Here is a 21,276-nt window from a genome sequence, read left to right as displayed (position 1 = left end):
CGGCCGTCGGGCCGCCCCTCACTGGTGGATCTTCTTCGGGAAAGTCGTTCGCGGGAGTTGAGCCCCGCACGCTCAAGTTTACGCATGGGTCGCGGGGAGTCAAGTCGAGAGCTGAAAACCTGAGTCGCTTCGACTCAACTCTCAGGCTGCAGAAAACGTCACGCTACCTCCCGTTCTCCGGCTCCCCCTACGGTGAGTCCATGACCGCCGGAACCGCCCCCCGCCCCCGCACCGGCCGCTGGCCCGTCCTCGCCTGGGGGCTGTGGGACTGGGGCAGCGCCGCCTTCAACGCCGTCGTCACGACCTTCGTCTTCACCGTCTACCTCACCACCGACGGCCTCTTCGGCACGCCGAGCGGTGTCTCGGCCGCGCTCGGCTGGACCCTCGCGGGCGCCGGTGTCGTCGTCGCGGTGATCGCCCCGGTCACCGGTCGCCGCGCCGACCTCGGCGGGAGCCGGCGCCGCTGGCTCGGCCTGCACTCCGCGGTCGTCGTCGCGTGCATCCTGCTGATGTTCCTCGTCCGCCCCGACCCGGCCTACCTCTGGCTCGGGCTCGGCCTGCTCGCCGTCGGCACGGTCTTCTTCGAGTTCGCGAGCGTCAACTACAACGCGATGCTCAGCCAGGTCTCCACCCGGGCGAGCGTCGGTCGCGTGTCCGGCTTCGGCTGGGGCATGGGCTACGTCGGCGGCATCGCGCTCCTGCTGATCCTCTACTTCGGCTTCATCTCCCCCGAGGTCGGGCTCTTCGGCGTCACCGGCGAGGACGGCCTCGACGTCCGCGTCTCGATCCTCCTCGCCGGTGTCTGGTTCGCCGTCTTCGCACTGCCGGTGCTGTTCGCGGTGCCGGAGCTCCCGGGACGGGTCGGCGGCGGGGAGCGGGTGAGCGTCCTCGAGTCCTACCGCGCGCTCTTCCGCCAGATCGGGGCGCTCCGCCGCGAGAGCCCGACGACACTCGCCTTCCTGCTCGCGAGCGCCGTCTTCCGCGACGGCCTGACCGGCGTCTTCACCTTCGGCGGCGTCCTCGCGCAGGGCACCTTCGGCTTCAGCGCCGGCCAGGTCATCCTCTTCGCGATCGCCGCGAACATCGTCGCCGGGGTCGCGACGATCGCCGTCGGCGCCGTCGACGACCGCCTCGGGCCCAAGTCCGTCATCGTCGCCTCGCTGATCGGGCTGATCGTCTGCGGCGGCGCCGTCTTCCTCCTGCACGACGCCGGCGCGACCGCGTTCTGGGTCTTCGGCCTGCTGCTGTGCCTGTTCGTCGGCCCCGCGCAGTCGGCGAGCCGCAGCTACCTCTCCCGGCTGATCCCGGAGGGGCGCGAGGGCGAGATCTTCGGTCTCTACGCCACGACCGGTCGTGCGGCGTCGTTCCTCGCGCCGGCCGCCTTCGCCGCGGCCGTCTCGATCGCCGCGGGCGTCTCGGGCGACGCCGACGTGCAGTACTGGGGCATCCTCGGGCTGGTCGTCGTGCTGGCCGCGGGGCTCGCGCTGCTGCTGCCGGTCAAGACGCCGGCCGCCGCCGCCCGGACGAGCGACTGATCAGCAGCTCCTATCAGGTCGCGAGCCAAAACAGGATCAGCAGCAGCGTCACCAGGAACCCGGTGAGGAAGTTCAGAGCGAGGAAGCGCTTCCAGCCCGCGTTCGCCCGCTCGGCCTGCTCGTCGGTCAGCGAGCGGTACGGCCAGACGCTCAGCGCGTAGGGGATCGCCAGCAGCGCGGCGAGGGTTCCCGGCCAGGGCAGCAGCAGCAGGAGCAGCCCGCTGGCGACGTAGGCGCCGATCGCGAAGCGCACCGTCGCCTTCGCGCCGATCACCGTGGCGATCGAGCCGATGCCGCCGGCCCGGTCGGCGAGGATGTCCTGCACCGCACCGAAGGCGTGGCTGGCGATCCCCCAGAGGAAGAACGCGACCAGGAGGGCCCACAGACCCGGCGTCGCCGTCGTGCCCGCGAGCGCGAGGCCGTAGACCGCGGGGCTGACGAAGTGCGTCGCCGAGGTGAGCGAGTCGACGAACGGCCGCTCCTTGAAGCGCAGCCCGGGCGCGCTGTAGGCGATGACGGCGAAGACGCTGATCGCCAGCACCAGCCAGGAGAGCGGCGAGCCGAGCAGCACGAGCGCGATCAGGAACGGGACGTTCGTCGCCACGGCCGCGACGAGCGTCGCGCGGTGCTCGCTGCGATCGAGGACCGCGCCCTCGACGCCGCCCTTCCGGGGGTTCCGCAGATCGGACTCGTAGTCGAAGACGTCGTTGATCCCGTACATCGCCAGGTTGTAGGGGATCAGGAAGTAGAGGGTGCCGAGCACGAAGGCGAGGTCGATCTCGCGGGTGGTCAGTAGGTAGGCCGCGGCGAACGGGTACGCGGTGTTGACCCAGCTCAGCGGGCGGCTCGAGACGAACAGCGCGCGCAGCCGCTTCACGGGGCGCTCCGGCGCCGGGCGGGCAGGAGGGTCCAGAGCGCCGGCAGGGCGAGCGCGGCGGCGATCGCGTAGGCGAAGTCCTCGATCGGCGCGACGCCGATCCGGATGCCGGAGATCAGGTCGTCGTCGTAGGCGACGAGGAGCCCGACGCCGATCATGATGTTGTCGAAGACGGCGGTCATCACGAGCAGCACGGCGAGGGTGCCGAGCAGCGCGGGCAGCCGGAGCCGGCCGCGGCGGAGCGCGACCACGAGCAGCACCGCGACCGCCGCGAGGAACACCGCGTTCAGGAGCAGGTAGGTCACGCGCGCGCCTCCGCCCGCTTCGCGAGGAACCCGTGCACGTCCATCGACAGGTAGCAGAGCAGCGTGAGGAAGAGGACCTCCTCGATCGGCAGCTCCGGCGCGATCTGCAGCCCGGTCATGTACGGCGTCTCACCGCGGAAGAAGACGCCGAGGCCGATCCCGGCGAGGTCCCAGAGCAGGAAGAACGCGACGCCGACCGGGAGCACGATCGCGGCACGGCGGGCGTCCGCCCAGAAGAACAGGCCGAAGCGCCGGTCGAGCACGACCATCCCGGTGATCGAGACGACGAGCGCGAGCAGGTAGAGAACCCCCACGCGCTACTCCCCCGCGACCGCGACCGACTCGGGCACGGGCTCGGGCACGGGCTCGGCCACGGGCTCGGGCTCGGGCTCGGGAGCCACGCTCGGAGCGACCGGCGCCGAGGGCGCCTCGCGCACCGGCAGCGGCTCGGTCGACACGTCGCCGCGCACGCGCTTGAGCATCACCTCGGCGCTGATCACGCACATCGGCAGGCCGATGCCCGGGATGGTCGAGCTGCCCGCGAAGAGCAGCCCGTCGACGTGCGCGCTGGCGTTGCCGGAGCGGAAGAACGCGCTCTGCGAGAGGATGTGCGCCGGTCCGAGCATCGAGCCGCGCCAGGCGCCGAGGTCGCTCTCGAAGTCGGCCGGGCCGATGGTGCGGCGCACCACGATCCGCTCGGCGAGGTCCTCGGCACCGGTCCAGGTCGCGATCTGGCGGATCGCGGCGTCCGCGATCGCCTCGACCTGCGCGTCGCCGGCGCCGTCGACGCCACCGTGGCCGATCGAGGTGTCGGCCGGGATCGGCACGAGCACGAAGAGGTTCTCGTGTCCCTCGGGAGCGACGCCGGGGTCGGTCGCGCTCGGGCGGCAGACGTAGATCGACGCGGGATCGGGGACGGAGGGGTTCTCGCCGAAGATCCGGCCGAAGTTCTCGCGCCAGTCGCTCGTGAACAGCAGCGTGTGGTGCTCGAGCTGCGGCAGCGCGCCGCGGACGCCGAGCAGCACCAGCACGGCGCTCGGGCCGGGCTCGCGGTTCTCCCAGTACTCGGGCGGGTAGCTGCGCAGCTCCTCGGGCAGCAGCGACTGCTCGGTGGTGAAGAGGTCCGAGGCGTTGACGACGAGCTCGGCCGGGAGCCGCCTCGTCCCCTCCGGCCCCTCGTACTCGACGCCGACGACCTCGGCACCGCGCCGGCTGCCGCGCGGGGCGCGGGTCGTGAAGATGCGGGTGGCGGGCGAGGAGGTGCGGACGGTGACGCCCGCCTCCTCCGCCACCTCGGCGACCGCCGCGATCAGGCGGGTGAAGCCGCCCATCGGGTAGAGCACGCCGTCGGCCAGGTCGAGGTGGCTCATCAGGTGGTACATGCTCGGCGCCGCGAACGGCGAGGAGCCGAGGAAGACGGCCGGGTAGCCGAGGATCTGCCGGAGCCGGTTGTCGGTGACCGCCGTCGCCGCGAAGGTGTCGAGCGGGGTGAGCAGGAGGCGGCCGAGCCGGCCGGTGCGACTGAGCACGTCGCGGCGCAGCAGCGGGAGGAAGGACGCGAAGCTCGTATAGAGGAAGCGGCGCTTGGCGACCTCGTAGGTGTCGCGGGCCGACTCGAGGTAGACCCGCATCCGGGCCCCCGCGCCGGGCTCGATGCTCTCGAACAGGGCGAGGTTCGACTCGAGATCGGCGAGCACGTCGATCGGCTCCTCGATGCCCTGGCTGTAGACCCGGTAGCCCGGGTCGAGGCGCTGGAGGTCGAGGCGCTCGGCGGCGCTCGTGCCCATCAGGCGGAAGAAGTGGTCGAACACCTCGGGCATCAGGTACCAGGAGGGGCCGGTGTCGAAGCGGAAGCCGTCGCGCTCCCAGGAGCCGGCGCGGCCGCCGACGACCTCGCGCTGCTCGAGCAGCGTGACGTCCCAGCCGTCGCGGGCGAGCAGGCCGGCGGAGGCGAGGCCGCCGATGCCACCGCCGATCACGACGGCGCGGTGCGGGCCGCTCGCCGAGCGCGAGGCGCGGGCGGGGCCGGTGCCCAGGCGCGGGCCGATGGTCGAGACCGCTGCCCGGGCGGCGAGCGCCGCCTTCGTCGCGGTCGGCACGCTGACTCGAGCTCGGAGGAGCTCCTCCGCCGGGGTGACGCGGATCCGGTCGGCGAGGGCGGCGAAGAGGGAGTGCGCGAGCAGCACGGCGCGGCGGCTCGAGCGCGGCAGCTCCGGCACGATCGCGCCGGCGGCGGCGAGGTCGTCGTCGAGGTCGGCGAGCAGGGCCGCCTTGTCGGTCTCCGAGAACGCCCGCGGGTCGACGCCCGGGAAGTAGCTGCGGCCGAGGCCGTCGACGTCGGCGGCCAGGTCGCGGAGGAAGTTGACCTTCTGGAACGCGGAGCCCAGGCGACGGGCGCCGGCGACGAGGCGCTCGCGCGCGGCGGGCGAGACGAGCCCCGCGTCGGGTGCGGCGAGGAAGACGTGCAGGCACATCAGCCCGACGACCTCGGCCGAGCCGTAGACGTAGCTCTCGAACGACTCGGGGGTGTGCACCGTCTCGCGGAGGTCCGCGCGCATCGAGGCGAAGAACGGTGCGGTGAGCTCGGTGCCGAAGCCGGTCGCCCGCGCGGTCCGGGCGAAGGCGTGGATCACGAGGTTCGCGCTGTAGCCGCTGACGAGCGCGCGCTCGGTCTCGGCCTCGAAGGCGTCGAGCGACTCCTCGACGGCGGCGCGATCGAGGTGCGCCTCCTCGGCGACCCCGTCCACGATCTCGTCGGCCACGCGCACCAGCGCGTAGACGTCCTCGACGCGCTCGCGCACGCCGGCGCCGAGCAGGCGGGTCGCCAGGCCGAAGGAGGTGGAGTAGCGCCGGATCACCTGCGCGGACGCCTCGTGGGCGACGCGGTCGTACAGTTCGCTCTGCCGGCTCATCGTGCCACCGTACGGCGCAGGCGGGTGTCGACCGGCATCGGGGCCGAGATCCGCGCGTGGCGAGCGGTCATCGGGTGCGCCCGAGGACGCTGGAGACGAGGGGCCGCATCTCGGTGCGGAACGCCTCCGTGACCGCGGGGGTGTGCAGCGCGTCCCAGGCCCGGTTCGCGAAGTCGCTCGCGAGCGCCTCCGCGTAGCCGCGCGAGCCGCACTCCTCGAGGATGCAGCGCACCCGCTCCGCCGTGTCCGGGTCGAGGTGCTCGTCGCCGATCAGCCCCTCGATCTCCGGCCAGCGGTCGGTGCCGGCCGCGTGCGCGATCAGCACCGTGCGCTTGCCCTCGCGGAGATCGCCGAGCGTGGTCTTGCCGGTCTGCCCCTCGGAGCCGAAGACGCCGAGCAGGTCGTCGACGATCTGGTAGGCGATGCCGATGCCGCGGCCGAACTCGCCGAGCGCCTCGACCGCCGCGTCGTCGGCGCCGGCCAGGATCGCGCCGGCCTGCAGCGGCGCCTCGAACGAGTAGACCGCCGTCTTCATCCGCTCCATCTCGAGCACCTCGTCGACGGAGGGCATGCCGGGCATCAGCGAGAAGTCGACGTCGGCCAGCTCGCCCGCGGCAGAGGCGAAGACGGCCTCGTCGAGCAGGGTGAGCAGGCGGGCGCGGACGCCGTCGGAGGCGCCGACGCCCTCGACCAGGCGGTGCGCGCCGGTGAGCGCGAGGTCGCCCGCGATGACGGCGACGGAGGTGCCGCGGTGCTCGGCGATCGGGATCGAGAGGCCGGCGGTCGTCGCCTCGTCGCGGTAGCTGCCGGAGACGTTGGGGCCGCCGCGGCGGACGAAGTCGCGGTCGATCACGTCGTCGTGCACGATCAGCGCGGTGTGCAGCAGTTCGAAGGCCGCGCCCAGGTGGGCGGACGCCTCCGGGTCCTGGCCGCCGTGCGCCTCGTAGGCCGAGATCACCATCAGCGGGCGGAAGCGCTTGCCGCCGCGGGTGTTCGCCTCGATGGTCTGCCAGAGGGTCAGGTAGCGGGGTCCGAGCCGGGTCGCGCGCGAGCGCGCCAGCGAGAAGAACCGGTCGAGGACAGCATCGACGTGCTCCTGCCGCCTTCGGGAGAGAACCACGGGGTCGCGCGTATCCACGGGGTCGAGGCTAACAAACTCGCTTCTCTAGCAATAAGCCGGCTGAGTTCCGTCGTCGTGCTTGACTTACGGTCATGACTTCGGAAGGAATCGCCGTGCGCACCGACGAGCTCGAGCAGCTGGATCTCCTCGAGGAGGTGGTCCTCCTCGACGAGTCCGGGGCCGCCGTCGGCGTGGCGGACAAGGCGACCGTGCACGACACGCAGACCCGCCTGCACCTCGCGTTCTCCTGCCACGTCTTCGCCCCCGACGGCGCGCTGCTGGTCACCCGGCGCGCGCTCGGCAAGCGCACGTGGCCCGGCGTGTGGACCAACTCGTTCTGCGGGCACCCCGCCCCCGGCGAGCGGATCGAGGACGCGGTGGTGCGCCGCGCGGAGCGCGAGCTCGGTGCCCGCCTCGAGACGCTCGAGGTCGCGCTGCCGGACTTCCGCTACCGCGCGGTCGACGCCTCCGGGATCGTCGAGAACGAGATCTGCCCCGTCTACACCGCGACCGTGTCGAGCCGCGATGCGCTGAACCCGCGCGCCGACGAGGTCATGGACGTCGAGTGGGTCGACCCCGAGGCGACGCTCGCCGCCGTCCGAGCGACCCCCTGGGCCTTCTCCCCCTGGCTCGTGCTGCAGCTCCCCCGCCTGCTCGGCTGACCGCTCCGCTCCCGCGAGATGCCAATTGTGCACGCCTTTCACGGCGTGTCGCGTGCACAAGTGGCATCTCGCGGAGGGGGTCAGTCGCCGTAGACGTCGGTGCGGTGGAAATTCAGCGACGAGCGGGAGGCGGTGGGGCCGCGCTGGCCCTGGTAGCGCGAGAGGTAGGCCGCCGAGCCGTAGGGCTGCTCGGCGGGCGAGCTCAGGCGGAAGAAGCACATCTGGCCGATCTTCATCCCCGGCCAGAGCATGATCGGCAGCGTCGCGACGTTGCTCAGCTCGAGCGTGACGTGCCCGGTGAAGCCCGGGTCGATGAAGCCCGCCGTCGAGTGCGTGAGCAGCCCCAGCCGCCCCAGCGAGCTCTTGCCCTCCAGCCGCGCGGCGATGTCGTCCGGGAGCGCGACCTCCTCGTAGGTCGAGCCGAGCACGAACTCGCCGGGGTGCAGGATGAACGCCTCGCCCGCCGGGGTCTCGACCAGGCGCGTCAGCTCGGGCTGGTCCTCGGCCGGGTCGATGTAGGGGTAGCGGTGGTTGTCGAACAGCCGGAAGAAGCGGTCGAGCCGCACGTCCACCGACGAGGGCTGGATCATCGCCGGGTCGTGCGGCGAGAGCCCGACGCGGCCGGAGGAGAGTTCGAGCTTGATGTCGCGATCGGAGAGCAGCACGAGGCGAGCTTAGGGCGCGGGGCTTGCTAGCATGGCGTGATGCGCCCGAGCGGCGCCGCGCGAGTGTAGTTCAATGGTAGAACTTCTGCTTCCCAAGCAGATGGCGCGGGTTCGATTCCCGTCACTCGCTCCGACCCCCTCCCCCGCCGGCTCCGTCTCGGCGAACAGCGCGAGGATCTCCACCGCGATGATCGCGTGGCCCCGCCCGTTCGGGTGGTTCACCTGCGACATCAGCCCGGCCAGGGGCTCGCCGGGCTCGTGCAGACCGAGGAAGACGCGGAACGGGTCCGCGAGCAGCACACCGTCCCGCTCGGCGAGTCCGCGGATCTGCTCGGCGTGCCGCACGAGCTCGTCGGCGGAATCGGTCGGATCGGCGGTCAGGTCCGGCGAGGGCGTGACCAGCACGGGGACGGCGCCGGCCCCGAGCACGGAGTCGATCATCGACTCCCACGCGCGGCCGGCCCGCTCGAGCCCGATCGCCCGGTCGTTCAGCGCGTAGTCGAGGACCACGACGTCGGGGCGGTGGCCGAGCACCTCGCCCATCCGGAGCGCGCCCGACTCCGAGTGCTCCCCGCCGATGGCGGTGACGATCGCGTTGAGGACGGCGTGCGGGTGGCGCTCGGCCAGCAGGCCGGCGACGACGTGCGGGTAGGAGGCGCGCCGATCGATCAGGGGCGTCGCGAAGTAGCCCGCGGGAACGCTGTGGCCGTGGAAGACGACGTTCACCGCCCGGTTCTCCGGCCAGGTCCGCTCCAGCGCGGCGATCACCGCGGCGAGGCCGGCCACGCGCGACGGCCTAGCGGGTCGCGGGCGGCGCGGTGCTCGCCCGGACGATCAGCGAGGTCGGCACGAGCTCGAGGACGGGGTCGTCGCTGACGCCGTTCGCGAGCTGGTCGAGCAGCAGCTCGACGCACTTCGCGCCGACCGCCCGGTAGTCCTGCCGGACGGTCGTCAGCGGCGGGGAGAAGTCCTGCGCCTCCGGGATGTCGTTGAAGCCCACCACGCTGACGTCCTCGGGGATCCGCAGGCCGTGCTCCGCGAAGGCGCGGTAGACCCCGAGCGCGGCCTCGTCACTGGAGACCAGCACGGCCGTGCAGTCGCCGGTCTCGGCCAGGGCGGCGCCCTGGAGGTAGCCGCCGTCCGAGCGCCAGTTGCTGTAGCGGGTCGGCGGCACAGGTGCGCCCGCCGCGAGGAGCGCCTCCCGCCACGCCGTCTCCCGGCGCTCGGCGGCGAAGGAGCCGCGCGGGCCCGCGATGTGGTGCACCGTGCGGTGCCCGAGCCCGAGCAGGTGCTCGACCGCGGCCCGGACACCGCCCGCCTGGTCGGCGTCGACCACGGGCCCCTGGGCGCCGGCGGCCGCGTTGACCAGCACCCGGGGGATCTCGGGGAGGACCAGCTGCGCCGTGTCCCGCAGGTACGTCTCCACGACCACGATGAGGCCGTCCACCGCCAGCTCGCCGAAGCGGGTGAAGGCGCCGTTGAGCCCGGTCTGACTCGGTGCCGAGACCGGCACGAGCGTGATGGCGTAGCCCGCCTCCGCCGCTGCAGTGGCGATCGAGTCCACGGTCCGCATCATCCCGAGGGTGTCCAGGCTGAAGACCGCGACGCCGAGGGTGCGGAACGAGCCGCTCTTCAGGGCGCGCGCGGCGCTGTTCGGCCGGTAGCCGAGGGTGCGCATCGCCTCCAGGACGGCCTGCCGCGTCGCGGGGACGACGTTCGTCTGCCCGTTCGCGACCCGCGAGGCCGTGACGGGCGCGACGCCCGCGAGGCGTGCCACGTCAGCCAGTGAGGGGCGGCGCGGAACGTCGGTCATCTCCCCATAGTGGCTCCTCCGGAGCCTCAGCTCGTCCAGGAGCTCGTCGAGGAAGTCCGGCGGGGGGATCGCCTCGAGCGCGTCATCTGCAGACATGAGGGCATGGTAAGGCAACCATCCTGACCCGGAGTCTCGTAGGATCGGCGACGGCCTCCCCCTTCCGGGACGGCACCACGATCGAGCGAAGGACGACGATGTCTCTCCGGCACCACTCCCGCCCGGCGGCGGCACTCGCCGTCGCCGCCCTCGCGGCCGCGCTCACGGGCTGCGCCGACCGCACGGAGGCCGAGGACGACTCCCTGCTCGTGTGGAGCTGGGACGACCAGCTGCCCGAGGTCGCGGAGCTCTACGAGGAGGAGCACCCCGGGGTCGAGATCGACGTGGTCGACGTGGGCACGGGCGACGAGCAGTACACCGCCCTGCAGAACGTGATCGCGGCCGGATCCGGGAGTCCGGACGTCGCCTTCCTCGACTCGACTGCGCTCCCGCAGTTCGCCCTCTCCGGCGCCCTCGCGGACCTGGGGCCGCTCGGCGCCGACGAGCTCTCCGAGGAGTTCGCGCCGGGGCCGTGGGCGGCGTCCCAGGTGGACGGCACCGTCTACGGACTGCCCTGGGCCTCCGGGCCGATGGTGCTGTTCTACAACCGCGCCGTCTTCGAGCGGCTCGGCGTGGCGGTGCCCGGCACCTGGGAGGAGTACGTCGGCGCCGCGGAGCAGCTGCACGCGGCGGACCCGGAGGTGTACATCCTCAACGACGTCGGCAATCCCGGACTCGCCAACAGCCTCATCCAGCAGGCCGGCGGCCGGCCCTTCTCCGTGGACGGCACCGCCGTCGCCATCGATCTCGCCGACCCCGGCACCGCGCGGTACGCCGAGAACTGGCAGCGCCTGCTCGACGGCGGGCTGCTCGCCCCGGTCGCCGACTGGAGCGACGAGTGGCGGAAGATGCTCGCGGCGGGCCGGATCGCGACGCTCCCGGCCGGCAGCTGGATGGCCTCCGCCCTGACTCAGAGCGCCCCCGACGCCGCCGGGGACTGGCGCGTGGCGCAGCTGCCGCAGTGGGAGCCGGGCGGGAGCGTGACCGCCGAGCACGGCGGCGGCGGCTTCTCGGTGCTCGAGAGCAGCGTCAGCAAGGAGCTCGCCGTCGACTTCCTGACCTACGCCACCGCGGGCGACGGGGTGGACGTCATCCGGGACTCCGGACTCTGGCCCGCCCACCGGGCCGCGACCGAGTCGCCCGCGTTCCTCGACCGGCCGAGCGAGTACTTCGGCGGGCAGGCCGTCAACAGGGAGTACGCGACCGCGTCGGAGAACGCCCCCGACGACGTCCGCTTCCTCCCCTACCAGGTCTACGCGGCCGCGGTGTTCAACGACTCCGTCGGCACGGCCTACACCGGCGAGACGACCCTCCAGGCGGGGCTGCTCGACTGGCAGGCCGAGCTGGAGGAGTACGGCGCCGAGCAGGGTTTCACCGTCGAGCGGTGAGCCCGGACCGCGACACGCCGACGGGATCGGCGCCGACAGGCCGATCGGGCCGTCCCGCGGTGCAGGGTGGAGGGATGAGCGAGCTCGTCCAGATCCCGTCTCCGGGCATCGCCCTCGAGTACGGGCACCCCGGTCGCCCCGTCGTGGTGATCCTGCACGACGTGTTCGGCCGGCTGCCCTGGCTGGAGCCGTTCGCCGAGGCCGTCTCGAAGCACGGCTACCACGTGCTCGTCCCCGACCTCTACGACGGCTGGGCCACGCTCGCAGCCGAGGACGCGCGGGATCTCGCCGCGATGGCCGCGCAGGACCGCGCCCTCGCCTCGGTCGCCGACGCGGTGCGCACCGGATCGGCCGCCGGCGCTGCCCGCTCCGCCCTCATCGGCTTCGGCTTCGGCGGGCGGCTGGCGCTGCTCGTCGCCGCCACCGGTCTCGTCGACGCCGTGGTCGCCTACTACGCGACCCTCGGCCGGGAGGAGCACGCGCTGGTGCCCTGCCCGACGCTGCTGCACTACGCGCAGAGCGACGAGTGGCCCGAGGGCGACGACCCGGAGTCGTTCGTCGGCCGGCTGAAGGAGGCGGGCACGCCCGTCACCGCGCACACCTACCCGGACACCGGGCGGCACTTCGCGAACGCCACACTGCGGGAGTCGGTCAGCCCGTCCGCCGCCGCGCTCGCCTACGCGCGGACCCTGTCCTTCCTCAACCCGCAGCTGATCGACTGCTGACGCACCGCCCGGCGAGCCGGCTCCGGGTGCTCAGCCCTGGACGTCGTGCAGGTGGTGCTGGACGTCGTGCAGGTAGTACTTCGCGATCGTCTCGACCGTGAAGGACGCGCCGTCGCTGCGGCGACCCGGCCGCTGCCACTGCCGGCCGTCGACCCCCTCGAAGACGTCGCTGATGCGGGCCGCCTCCTCGACGAGCTCGCGGCCGACCGCCGCGGGGTCCTGCTGGTCGTAGCGCTCCTCGACCGCCGCCACGTCCTGGTCCCAGTTGGGGAACAGCGGGTCGTCGCCCTCGAGCATCAGCCCGAGGCGCAGCCGGTAGATGCGGTGCACGTCGCGCACGTGCGCGGCGTACTCCAGCGGCGACCAGGTCTCGTCGTCGGGGCGGCCGGCGGCGTCCTCGCGCTCGAGGACGTAGGGCCAGGCGGCGGCGTTCTGGCGGATCAGCGCGGGGACGGCGTCGGACTCCACGAGCGAGGCGTCGAAGCCGCACTCGAGGCAGGGGCGCTCGAGCACCCAGGTCCAGTCCTTGGTATCGGGAGTGATGGGCATGGACCCAGGGTAGGACGGCTCAGCAGCGCGGCTGCGCGCCCTGCACCGCGCCGCGCTCGCCGTCGGCCGTCCAGGGCAGCTGCGGCAGCCCGGCGGCGCCGGTCGCCGCCCCCTGCTCGACCGCGATCGCCGCGAGGGCGCGCGCGGTCGTGGCGGCGAAGCCCTCGCCGGCGGTCGAGCTGTTGAAGGCGACCGCGACCGTCAGCCCCGACTCCGGGTCGGAGTAGGCGGCGGTGAGGAAGCCCGGCGCGATGCCGGAGAAGCCACGGAGCGGGCCGGCCTCGTGGCCGCCGAGACCGGCGAGCAGCCACTCCGCGCGCCCCTGCCCCTGCGGGACGGGATCGGCCCACATCGCGTCGCCCGCGGGCTCGGTCGCGAGTCCCTGCGCGAGGCGGCGCAGATCGTCGAGATCGGTGACGGCGCCGCCGGCCGCGCCGAGCGAGGAGGGCGACGCCGCGGAGAGGTCGCGGCGGACCTCGCACTGGACGGCGCCGGAGCGCGGATCGAGGGCGGCGGAGAAGCCGAGCATCGCCGGGGCGGGCAGCTCGAGCTCCGAGTCGCCGGGGAGGCCGGTGCTGCTCAGGCCGTAGCGGGGCACGACGTACTCGTCGTAGAGCGACTGCATGCTGCGACCGGTGGCCTGCGTCGCCACCACGCCCGCGAGGAGCGGGCCGGTGGAGGACTCGGACCAGGCGGCGCCCGGCTCGGCGATCGGCGCGCTGACCTGCGCGGCCGAGATCAGCTCGAGGGTGGGCCACTCGCGGGCGGGGTTCTGCACGACGGTCGGCCAGAGGACGGAGCGGAAATCGGCGAGGCCGGAGGTGTGCGAGCAGAGCTGGCGGAGGGTCATCCCCTCGATGCCGGGGAGGGAGGTGAGCGCGTCGCCGACGTCCGCGTCGAGGTCGAGGGTGCCCTTCTCGGCGAGCGCGACGACGACGTCGCAGGTCATCGCCTCGGTGCCGCCGGTGCCGAGGCGCACGTGCGCGTCGGTGGTCACCGGGGTGTTCGCCTCGTCGCCGATCGTGCCGATCGCCGTCTCCCAGCCGCCGGCCCAGGGCGACCAGACGCCTGCGACCACACCGGAAGCCCCGGCGACGCTCTGCGCCTCGACGAGGAAGCCGGAGAGGGCGATGGCCAGGTCGTCGGGCACGGGCCCGGGCAGCGCATCGGGGACGACGGAGTCGGCACCGCCGGTGCAGCCGGTGAGGGCGAGGACCAGGGCGGGCACGACGAGAGCTCCGACCCGGGTCGGCCTGCGGCCACCGATCATGCCGTTCGACTCCCCCCGAAGACGCGTGCTGGAACTCCTCCACTGTACGGGCGCGGTCTCGCGCAGCACGGGGCGGGGGCCGTGCGCGGGGCTTTCGTGTCCCGACCGTGACCCGTCACCACGCGGATCCGGATCCGGCCACCCCTTTTCCAAACCGTCTGAGCGGCTGCTACGAAGAAAGGACAAGCGACGCGGAGGCGTTGCCCGGAAGGAGAAGAGGAATCATGCGCACATCACCGAACCGGCTGCTCGCCACGCTCTTCGGCGCGGTCTACGTGGTCGTCGGACTGCTCGGCTTCGTCGTCACCGGCGGCGTCCAGTTCCTCGCGACGGAGGGCGGACTGCTTCTCGGGATCTTCGAGGTCAATCCGCTGCACAACATCGCGCACCTGCTCATCGGCGGCGCACTGCTGATCGCCGGCCTCTCCACCACCTCGGCGGCCAAGACGGTCAACACGACCGTCGGCGCGGTCTACCTGCTGCTCGGAGTCGTCGGCTTCTTCCTGGTCAACACCGCCCTCAACGTGCTCGCGCTGAACACCGCCGACCACTTCCTGCACCTCGCCAGCGCGCTCGTCCTCCTCGGAGTCGGGCTCACCGCCGACAAGGGCGCCCGGGCGCGCACCGCGACCGCCTGACCCGGAGCGGATCCGTCCGCTCCCCCTAGACTCCGTCCGCCGTGGGCCCGCCGTTTTCCGCGGCGGACGGACCGAACGGCCCCGGACGACACGATGCGGTGTGTCGATCCGGGGCCTCTTCCTCTTGCCTCCTCCACCACGATCGGAGACCGCGATGAGCACCGTCGCCCGCGGAAACGCCGCCTTCGCCGGGATCGGCGCCGGTCTCGTGCACCTCTCCCTCGCCGCCGGGCAGCTCGACGCGGGGACCCTCCCGCTCGCCGCCCTCGGCGTCGCGGAGCTGGCCTGGGGCGTCGTCGTCCTCGCCCGCGGCCGGATCGTCCTCCCGCGGACCGCGCTCGCCGTCACCGGCGTCACCGTCGCCGGCTTCGTCCTCGCGATCGCCGCCGGTCTGCTTCGCGATCCCCTGCCGGCTCTCGCGGCGGGTGCCCTGCAGCTCGTGGCCGCGGCCGTCGTCGCCGCCACCCTCCGCTCGCAGCGCACGGTGGAGCGGCCCGTCTCGGCCCCGCGCGCGGTCCTCGGCCTCTTCGCGGGCGCGCTCCTCGTCTCCGCCCTCGCGACGCCGGCGCTGTCCGTCTCCTCCGAGGGCTCGCACGACATGGGCGGGATGATGACGACGGTCACCGACAGCGGGCACTCGCACTGAGACCTGCCCTGGCGACCGCGGTGCCTTCGAGCTAAGGTAAGGGCAACCTAAGACGCCGAAGGAGGCCGCCGTGTCGAACGTCTCGAACGTCATCCCGTTCTCGCAGGCCCTTCACGTGCGCCTCGGTCGGTCCGGCGCCGACGACGAGGTCTCGGCCTTCATGACCGCGCTGATGACCGGGTCCGGCAGCCGGGACGACTACGTCGCGATGATCGCGCAGCACTACTTCGTCTACGAGGCGCTCGAGGCCGTGGCGGAGGCGATGGCGGGCGACCCGGTCGCCGCACCCTTCATCTCGCCCAAGCTCACCCGCCTGCCGGCGATCGCGGAGGACCTGCGCTTCCTGGTCGGCGAGGACTGGCGCTCGCGCATCGCCCCGCTCCCCTCGACGGCGGCCTACGTCGAGCGGATCCGCACCGTCGCGAGCGGCTGGAGCGGCGGCTTCGTCGCGCACCACTACACCCGCTACCTCGGCGACCTGTCCGGCTGCTCGATCGTCCGCACGCTGCTCCAGCGGCGCTTCGGCTTCGAGACCAACGGCGTCGGCTTCTACCTCTACGGCGAGATCGCGACGCCGTCCGCCTTCCGCGCGGTCTACCGCGAGCAGCTCGACGCGGCCGGCTGGGACGAGGACGAGCGCGAGCGCGTCATCGCCGAGGTGGCGGAGGCGTACCGGCTGACCACCGCGGTGTTCCGCGACCTGGCCGGCTCGCGCGCCGCGGCCTGACGTGCCGCTCAGGCGCTCAGGAGGACGCGGACTCCGGCTCCGCGACGGCCGCGGGCTCGGCCCGGCGCTCGGACATGAAGCGCAGCACGTCCTTGTCGACGATGATGTCGCTCGGCCGGAGCGGCCGGGTGAGGTAGAGCCCCTCGAGGCTCGTGATGCGGCTGAGCGCGACGTAGGTCTGACCGGGGGCGAACGCTCGCTGCCCGAGGTCGACCACGGCGGAGTCGTAGGTCTTGCCCTGCGACTTGTGGATCGTGACGGCCCAGGCCAGGCGCAGCGGGAACTGCGCGAACTCGGCGACGATCTCGCGGGTCAGCTTCTTGGTCGCGGCGGAGTAGGAGTAGCGGTAGCGCTCCCAGGTCGCGGGCTCGACCTCGTGCACCTCGCCGTCCACCTCGACCCAGACCGTGCCGGCGACCTTGGTCACGCGGCCGATCGTGCCGTTCACCCAGCGCTGCTCGGCGTCGTTGCGCAGGAACATCACGTGCGCCCCGATCTTCAGCTCGAGGTTCTGATCGGCCGGGTACGCGCGGCCGCCGAAGTCGCCGCTGATCTCGGCCGAGGCCGTCTTGACCGGGCCCTTGAGCCGCGCGAGGGCGGTCTGGTTGATCCGGTTGACGGTGTCGTTGCGGGTCGCGAGGGTGATCGCATCGTTCTCGGGCGGCGTGCGCGCGCCGGCGGCGTTGAGGACGTCCGCGATCTCCTTGGTCACCATGCCGAAGCGCACGGCGTTGAGCATCCACTTGAAGCGCTCGTCGCTCTGACGGTGGATCCTCCCGAGCTCGATGATCCGCAGCGGCGCCTCCTGCCAGACCAGCGCGTCGAAGAACCAGAGCGAGCGGTAGCGGTCGGCGAAGTAGGCGCGCTCCTCCGGATCGCCCGGGACGGGCGCGAGCTGGAACGGGTCGCCGAAGAGGACGACCTGGACGCCGCCGAACGGCTCGGACCGACGCTGCCGCGCCTGGCGGAGGCTGCGGTCGATGCCGTCGAGGAGATCGGCGTTGACCATCGAGATCTCGTCGATGACGAGGGTGTCGATGGTGTTCAGCAGCTTGCGCAGCTCGGGCGGCTGATCGAGGTCCGAGTCGGCGATGACCCCGATCGGGAGCCGGAAGAGCGAGTGGATCGTCTGCCCGCCGACGTTCAGCGCGGCGACACCGGTCGGCGCGCAGATGACGATCTGCTTGTCGGTGTTCCAGCTCAGGTGGTTGAGCAGGGTCGACTTGCCGGTGCCGGCGCGGCCCGTCACGAACAGGTGCTCGCGGGTGTTCTCGATGAGGTCGAACACCCGCTGCTGCTCGTCGGAGAGGGTCGGCTGGGTCACCGCTCCACTGTACCCAGCCGACCCCCGCACCCCGGCGCCGCGGTCAGACGTCGCGGACGCGGGTCGCCGTCAGTGCCGGGACCCAGACGGCGAGGAGCCACCCGGCGCTGGCGAGCAGCGCGGACGTCGTGCTGATCTGCTCCACGCCCGAGCCCTCGCTCGGGACGCTCGACAGGGCCAGCCCGAGGTTCGAGAGCAGGTAGGGGCTGACGTCGATGATCCACTGGGCCTGCAGCAGCCCGCCCGCGATGCTCGCGAGCAGCGGCAGCACGAAGAGCACGCCGACCGAGAGGCCGATGGCGGCCGCCGTGCTGCGCAGCAGCGCCGCCACGGCGACCGAGAACGCGCCGATGACCGCCAGGGAGAGGCCGCCGCCGAGCAGGCTGCCGAGCACGCCGTCGTCGAGCAGCGAGGTGGGCGTGCCCTTCGCCGCGAGCATCCCGCCGATGACGGCGAACGAGCCGACGCAGGTGAGCACGCCGACCACGAAGGACGCGACGGCCACGACGACCCCGCGGGCGAGGAGGGACGGGACCCGGCGCGGTACGGCGGTGTAGGTCGAGCGGATCATCCCGGTCGAGTACTCACCACCGAGCGACAGCGCACCGAGGACGGCGATCACCAGGCCGACGAACTGCAGGTGCAGGGTCGCGCCGCCCGCGACGAACGCGGAGACGGAGCCCTCCTTCGGCGGCGCGACGACGGCGCCGAGGGCCAGGGCCAGAGCGAGCGCGAGGAGCACCGAGACGACGATCGACCACCAGGTGGAGCGGACGGTGACGAGCTTGAGCAGCTCGGAGAGGACGACCCCGTCGAGGCGGAGCCTCACCCCGCTCGGGGCGTCGCGGGCGGGGCTCGGGGCGGTCGCGGTCATCGGGAGGCTCCTTCGAGGGACGGGGATCCGTGGGGACGGGCGGCGGTGTACTCGACGGCGTCGGCCGTCATCGCGACGTAGGCCTCCTCGAGCGAGCGGGTCAGCGCGGTGAGCGCGTGCAGCACCGCTCCGGCCTCGTGGGCGAGCGCGCCGATCACCGGCGCCTCGAGCCCCTCGATCTCGAGCCCGCCGCCCGTGACGGCGACCGCAGCACCGCGGGCGGCGAGGAGCGCGGCGAGCCGCACCGAGTCCGGGCTCTCGACGCGCACGCGCGGCCGCGCCTCGGCGAGGAAGTCGTCCAGCGGGGCGTCGGCGAGGATCCGGCCCCGGCCGAGGACGATGATGTGGTCGGCGGTCTGCGCCATCTCGCTCATCAGGTGCGAGGAGAGCAGCACGCAGCAGCCCTCCGCCGCCTTCGCGCGGACGAAGTCGCGGACCCAGCGGACGCCCTCCGGGTCGAGGCCGTTCACCGGCTCGTCGAGCAGGAGGGTCCGCGGGTCGCCGAGCAGCGCGGTCGCGATGCCCACCCGCTGGCCCATGCCGAGCGAGAAGCCGCCGACGCGCTTGCGCGCGACGCTGCCGAGGCCGACGACCTCGATGACCTCCTCCACGCGCGAGCGCGGGATGCGGTGGGTCGCGGCGATCACGCGCAGGTGGTCGCGGAGGGTCCGGCCGCGGTGCGTCGCCTTGGCGTCGAGCAGGGCGCCGACCTCGGCGAGCGGTGCGGCGTGCTCGCGGTAGGGCCGGCCGTTCACCAGCACCGAACCGGCGGACGGCCGGTCGAGACCGACGATCATCCGCATCGTCGTCGACTTGCCGGCGCCGTTGGGCCCGAGGAACCCGGTCACCCTCCCCGGCGCCACGGTGAAGTCGATCCCGTCGACCGCGGTCTTCGCTCCGTACCTCTTGGTCAGGCCTCGTGCCTCGATCATGCGCTCCCCTTCTCGCAGTGCTGCGCCTCGAGCCCGCGGACGCGGGCGAGGTCGGACAGCAGCGGCCAGCCTAGGAAGGGCCCGCGGAGCCCGCTCGGAGCTGTCGCGGGACGTCCGTCCGGGCGGGGCGCCCCGGGTCAGCCGCGCTTCTGCAGGGCGGCCAGGCGGTCGTTGTACGCGGTGAGCTCGGCCTCGCCGGTGCGGTCGGCCTGGCGGTCGAGCCGCTTGGAGTCGCGCGCGTCCGAGCGGCTCCACATCACCGCGACGATGATCGCGAGGGCGAGCGTGGGGATCTCGCCGATGCTCCAGGCGATGCCGCCGGCCGCCTGCTGGTCGTCGAGGGCGTTCGTGCCCCAGCCCATCGCGCCGTACCAGTCGGCGAGCAGGAGGCCCTCCCCCGTCATCAGCGCCAGGCCGAAGAAGGCGTGGAACGCCATCGTGCCCAGCAGCAGCAGCAGGCGCATCGGGTAGGGCACGCGGTGCACGCTCGGGTCGACGCCGATCAGGACGCTCACGAAGAGGTAGCCGGTGATCAGGAAGTGGACGATCATCCACTCGTGGCCGATGTGGTCGGTCGTCGCCCAGCGGAAGAGCGGCGAGTAGTAGAAGCCCCAGAGCGAGCCGACGAACAGCAGCGCCGCGACGATCGGGTGCGAGATCGCGGTGGCGAAGCGCGAGTGCACGGCGAGCAGGACCCACTCCCGGCCGCCGCGGGAGCCGTCGGTGCGCCGGGCCGCGGCGCGCGCGATCAGCGTGACCGGCGCGGCCGGGACCAGCAGCACCGGGACGGCCATGGTCAGGACCATGTGCGCGAGCATGTGCGCGCTGAACAGGTACTTCTCGTAGGCGTTGACGCCGCCGTTGGTGATGTACGCCAGCAGCAGCATGCCCGCGATCCAGAGCACGGTGCGGTGCACGGGCCAGCGGTCGCCGCGGCGGTGCAGGCGCACGACGCCGGCGACGTAGAACGCGATGCCGAAGCCGCAGACCAGAAGCCAGACCAGGTCGACGTTCCAGAGGGTGAGGAAGTTCAGGGCGGACGGCGCCGGCGGCAGCGGCTCGCCGGTGAGCAGCTCCGCGGGGGTCGGGTTCGTCAGCTCGGTCGCGGCGACCTGGTCGACCGGCGTCGCCGTGCGCGCGAGGGCGGCGGCGACGCCGGAGGCGATGCCCATGAAGGCGATCTCCGCGGCGACGAGCCACCAGAAGCTGCGCCCGCCCGCTCCGCCGGCGCTGCGCATCCGGGCGATCAGGAAGCGGCGCTGGACGAGGCCGAAGACGCCGAGCGCGGTCAGCGCCGCGACCTTCACGAGCACCAGCACGCCGTAGCCGGTGAGCAGGTTGCCGAGCGTCGCGAGCCGCAGCTCGGCGCTGATGTAGCCCGAGGCGGCGACCACGATGAAGCTGACGAGGGCGAGGCTGGAGTAGCGGCCGAGCACGGGCAGCAGGCGCGCGCCGCCGAGCAGCGGCCGCAGCGCGACGATCGTGAGCAGGCCGCCCAGCCAGATCGCGGCGAAGACCAGGTGCAGGCCCAGGGCGGTGACCGCGGCGTCGTGGCCGCTCGCTCCGGCCGCGTGGCCCTGCTGCGCCATCGGCAGCAGCGTCAGGAGCGCGACGGCGGTGACGAAGACGAGGGCGGTCTGGTTGCGCACGGCGAAGCAGAGGACGGTGACGACGGCGGCGAGGAGGGTGGTGATCAGCCAGGCCTGGCCGACCGGGATGCTGCCGATGAAGTAGCTGAGCTTCGTGCCGAAGTCGCGGTCGAGGCTCAGCGGCGTCTGGGTGACGTTGAGGAAGGTGAAGAAGCCGGTCAGCGCGGAGGCGGCGGCGAAGAACGCGGCGCTCGCGGCGGCGACGTCGAGCGCGATCGTGTACTCGGTGCGCGGCTCCGCCTCGGCGGGGGCGCTGGTGCGCTTCGCGATCGCGCGAGGGCTCAGCGCGAACAGCGTCAGGACGAGCGAGCCGATCATGCCGGCGGCACCGAGGTTGACCGCGAGCTTGGCGACCGGGAGGCCGAAGCGGACGACGGGCCCCGGGTCGTTCAGGAGCGGAGCGGCCGAACCGCCGCCGAACGCGAGCGCCGCCAGGAGCGCGACGAGGGCGGCGACCACGAGCAGGAGCGCCGGGCCCGCGATCCGGACGGTTCGATTCACCCGGCAAGCCTACGTTCTCGCGGCTGGGGGGCGGCAGGACGACGAAGACCCCGGCGGAGGGCCGGGGT

General features: G+C 72.9%; 20 protein-coding genes, 1 tRNA gene and 1 pseudogene. 8 read left to right on the top strand and 14 right to left on the bottom strand.

The annotated features are described in order from the left end of the window. Positions 1-200: 200 nt before the first annotated feature. Entirely contained in the window at positions 201-1,535 is a 1,335-nt protein-coding gene (locus tag MT355_RS16745) for an MFS transporter (RefSeq protein ID WP_243600433.1), read from the top strand. 13 nt (positions 1,536-1,548) lie between these two features. On the opposite strand, the gene MT355_RS16740 is transcribed toward MT355_RS16745, so the two are convergent. From MT355_RS16740 to MT355_RS16715, 5 genes are all read right to left on the bottom strand, one after another. Next, positions 1,549-2,412 carry a prenyltransferase gene (locus MT355_RS16740; protein ID WP_243600432.1) on the bottom strand — a complete coding sequence of 288 codons (864 nt, stop codon included), beginning with the start codon at positions 2,410-2,412 and terminating at the stop codon, positions 1,549-1,551. Next, positions 2,409-2,717, bottom strand: a complete 309-nt coding sequence (locus MT355_RS16735) for a lycopene cyclase domain-containing protein (RefSeq protein ID WP_127888373.1) — start codon at positions 2,715-2,717, stop codon at positions 2,409-2,411. Before MT355_RS16735 ends, MT355_RS16740 begins: the two co-directional genes overlap by 4 nt. After that, a complete protein-coding gene (locus tag MT355_RS16730; RefSeq protein ID WP_243600431.1) occupies positions 2,714-3,031 on the bottom strand; it encodes a lycopene cyclase domain-containing protein in 318 nt (105 codons plus the stop codon). The genes MT355_RS16735 and MT355_RS16730 overlap by 4 nt, the downstream gene beginning before the upstream one ends. A 3-nt stretch (positions 3,032-3,034) precedes the next feature. Then, positions 3,035-5,629 carry a phytoene desaturase family protein gene (crtI, locus tag MT355_RS16725; protein WP_308197420.1) on the bottom strand — a complete coding sequence of 865 codons (2,595 nt, stop codon included), beginning with the start codon at positions 5,627-5,629 and terminating at the stop codon, positions 3,035-3,037. Positions 5,630-5,696: 67 nt separating this feature from the next. Continuing rightward, on the bottom strand, positions 5,697-6,767 hold the full coding sequence (locus tag MT355_RS16715) for a polyprenyl synthetase family protein (protein WP_243581010.1): 1,071 nt from the start codon (positions 6,765-6,767) through the stop codon (positions 5,697-5,699). Positions 6,768-6,841: 74 nt separating this feature from the next. Between MT355_RS16715 and idi the strand changes: the two genes are divergently transcribed. After that, on the top strand, positions 6,842-7,411 hold the full coding sequence (gene idi, locus MT355_RS16710; protein WP_243600430.1) for an isopentenyl-diphosphate Delta-isomerase: 570 nt from the start codon (positions 6,842-6,844) through the stop codon (positions 7,409-7,411). A gap of 80 nt (positions 7,412-7,491) precedes the next feature. Here idi and dcd read toward each other — a convergent pair whose 3' ends face one another. After that, the gene (gene dcd, locus MT355_RS16705; RefSeq protein WP_123444853.1) at positions 7,492-8,076 is read right to left on the bottom strand and encodes a dCTP deaminase; all 585 of its coding nucleotides are present in this window, start codon (positions 8,074-8,076) and stop codon (positions 7,492-7,494) included. A 59-nt stretch (positions 8,077-8,135) separates the two neighbouring features. Here dcd and MT355_RS16700 point away from each other — a divergent pair. After that, positions 8,136-8,206: transfer RNA gene (locus MT355_RS16700), tRNA-Gly, on the top strand. A gap of 71 nt (positions 8,207-8,277) precedes the next feature. Here the strand turns inward: MT355_RS16700 and MT355_RS21760 are convergent. Beyond that, positions 8,278-8,802, bottom strand: a pseudogene (locus MT355_RS21760) (SGNH/GDSL hydrolase family protein); the annotation flags it as partial. Positions 8,803-8,872: 70 nt separating this feature from the next. Continuing rightward, on the bottom strand, positions 8,873-9,985 hold the full coding sequence (locus MT355_RS16695; RefSeq protein WP_243600429.1) for a LacI family DNA-binding transcriptional regulator: 1,113 nt from the start codon (positions 9,983-9,985) through the stop codon (positions 8,873-8,875). Positions 9,986-10,083: 98 nt separating this feature from the next. Between MT355_RS16695 and MT355_RS16690 the strand changes: the two genes are divergently transcribed. Further along, a complete protein-coding gene (locus MT355_RS16690) occupies positions 10,084-11,373 on the top strand; it encodes a sugar ABC transporter substrate-binding protein (protein ID WP_243600428.1) in 1,290 nt (429 codons plus the stop codon). A gap of 74 nt (positions 11,374-11,447) precedes the next feature. Beyond that, entirely contained in the window at positions 11,448-12,098 is a 651-nt protein-coding gene (locus tag MT355_RS16685; RefSeq protein ID WP_123734878.1) for a dienelactone hydrolase family protein, read from the top strand. 30 nt (positions 12,099-12,128) lie between these two features. On the opposite strand, the gene MT355_RS16680 is transcribed toward MT355_RS16685, so the two are convergent. Continuing rightward, positions 12,129-12,647: a DinB family protein gene (locus MT355_RS16680; RefSeq protein WP_132434862.1), complete on the bottom strand. Its 519-nt coding sequence runs from the start codon at positions 12,645-12,647 to the stop codon at positions 12,129-12,131. A 19-nt stretch (positions 12,648-12,666) separates the two neighbouring features. After that, the gene (locus MT355_RS16675) at positions 12,667-13,875 is read right to left on the bottom strand and encodes a serine hydrolase (RefSeq protein WP_243600427.1); all 1,209 of its coding nucleotides are present in this window, start codon (positions 13,873-13,875) and stop codon (positions 12,667-12,669) included. Between the two features lie 266 nt (positions 13,876-14,141). Here MT355_RS16675 and MT355_RS16670 point away from each other — a divergent pair, with 266 nt between their 5' ends. The 3 genes from MT355_RS16670 to MT355_RS16660 all read left to right on the top strand — a co-directional run bounded on the left by MT355_RS16670 (position 14,142) and on the right by MT355_RS16660 (position 15,928). Beyond that, a complete protein-coding gene (locus MT355_RS16670; RefSeq protein WP_123734875.1) occupies positions 14,142-14,555 on the top strand; it encodes a DUF4383 domain-containing protein in 414 nt (137 codons plus the stop codon). 154 nt (positions 14,556-14,709) lie between these two features. After that, positions 14,710-15,201, top strand: a complete 492-nt coding sequence (locus MT355_RS16665; protein ID WP_243600426.1) for a hypothetical protein — start codon at positions 14,710-14,712, stop codon at positions 15,199-15,201. 70 nt (positions 15,202-15,271) lie between these two features. Then, positions 15,272-15,928, top strand: a complete 657-nt coding sequence (locus MT355_RS16660; RefSeq protein WP_243600425.1) for a heme oxygenase (biliverdin-producing) — start codon at positions 15,272-15,274, stop codon at positions 15,926-15,928. Between the two features lie 16 nt (positions 15,929-15,944). On the opposite strand, the gene MT355_RS16655 is transcribed toward MT355_RS16660, so the two are convergent. The 4 genes from MT355_RS16655 to MT355_RS16640 all read right to left on the bottom strand — a co-directional run bounded on the left by MT355_RS16655 (position 15,945) and on the right by MT355_RS16640 (position 21,208). After that, positions 15,945-17,252, bottom strand: coding sequence for an ATP-dependent RecD-like DNA helicase (locus MT355_RS16655; protein WP_123734872.1), 1,308 nt, complete (start codon positions 17,250-17,252; stop codon positions 15,945-15,947). Between the two features lie 43 nt (positions 17,253-17,295). Beyond that, a complete protein-coding gene (locus tag MT355_RS16650) occupies positions 17,296-18,126 on the bottom strand; it encodes an ABC transporter permease (RefSeq protein WP_243600424.1) in 831 nt (276 codons plus the stop codon). Then, positions 18,123-19,058: an ABC transporter ATP-binding protein gene (locus MT355_RS16645; RefSeq protein WP_243600423.1), complete on the bottom strand. Its 936-nt coding sequence runs from the start codon at positions 19,056-19,058 to the stop codon at positions 18,123-18,125. Before MT355_RS16645 ends, MT355_RS16650 begins: the two co-directional genes overlap by 4 nt. 137 nt (positions 19,059-19,195) lie before the next feature. Continuing rightward, on the bottom strand, positions 19,196-21,208 hold the full coding sequence (locus tag MT355_RS16640; RefSeq protein WP_243600422.1) for a cytochrome c oxidase assembly protein: 2,013 nt from the start codon (positions 21,206-21,208) through the stop codon (positions 19,196-19,198). Positions 21,209-21,276 lie beyond the last annotated feature (68 nt).

The organism is Rathayibacter sp. VKM Ac-2929 (genome assembly GCF_022815495.1).
In the GTDB taxonomy this organism is placed as follows: Bacteria; Actinomycetota; Actinomycetes; order Actinomycetales; family Microbacteriaceae; genus Rathayibacter; species Rathayibacter festucae.
Note: the sequence above shows the minus strand (reverse complement) of the source record. Positions and strands in the feature narration are given on the sequence as shown.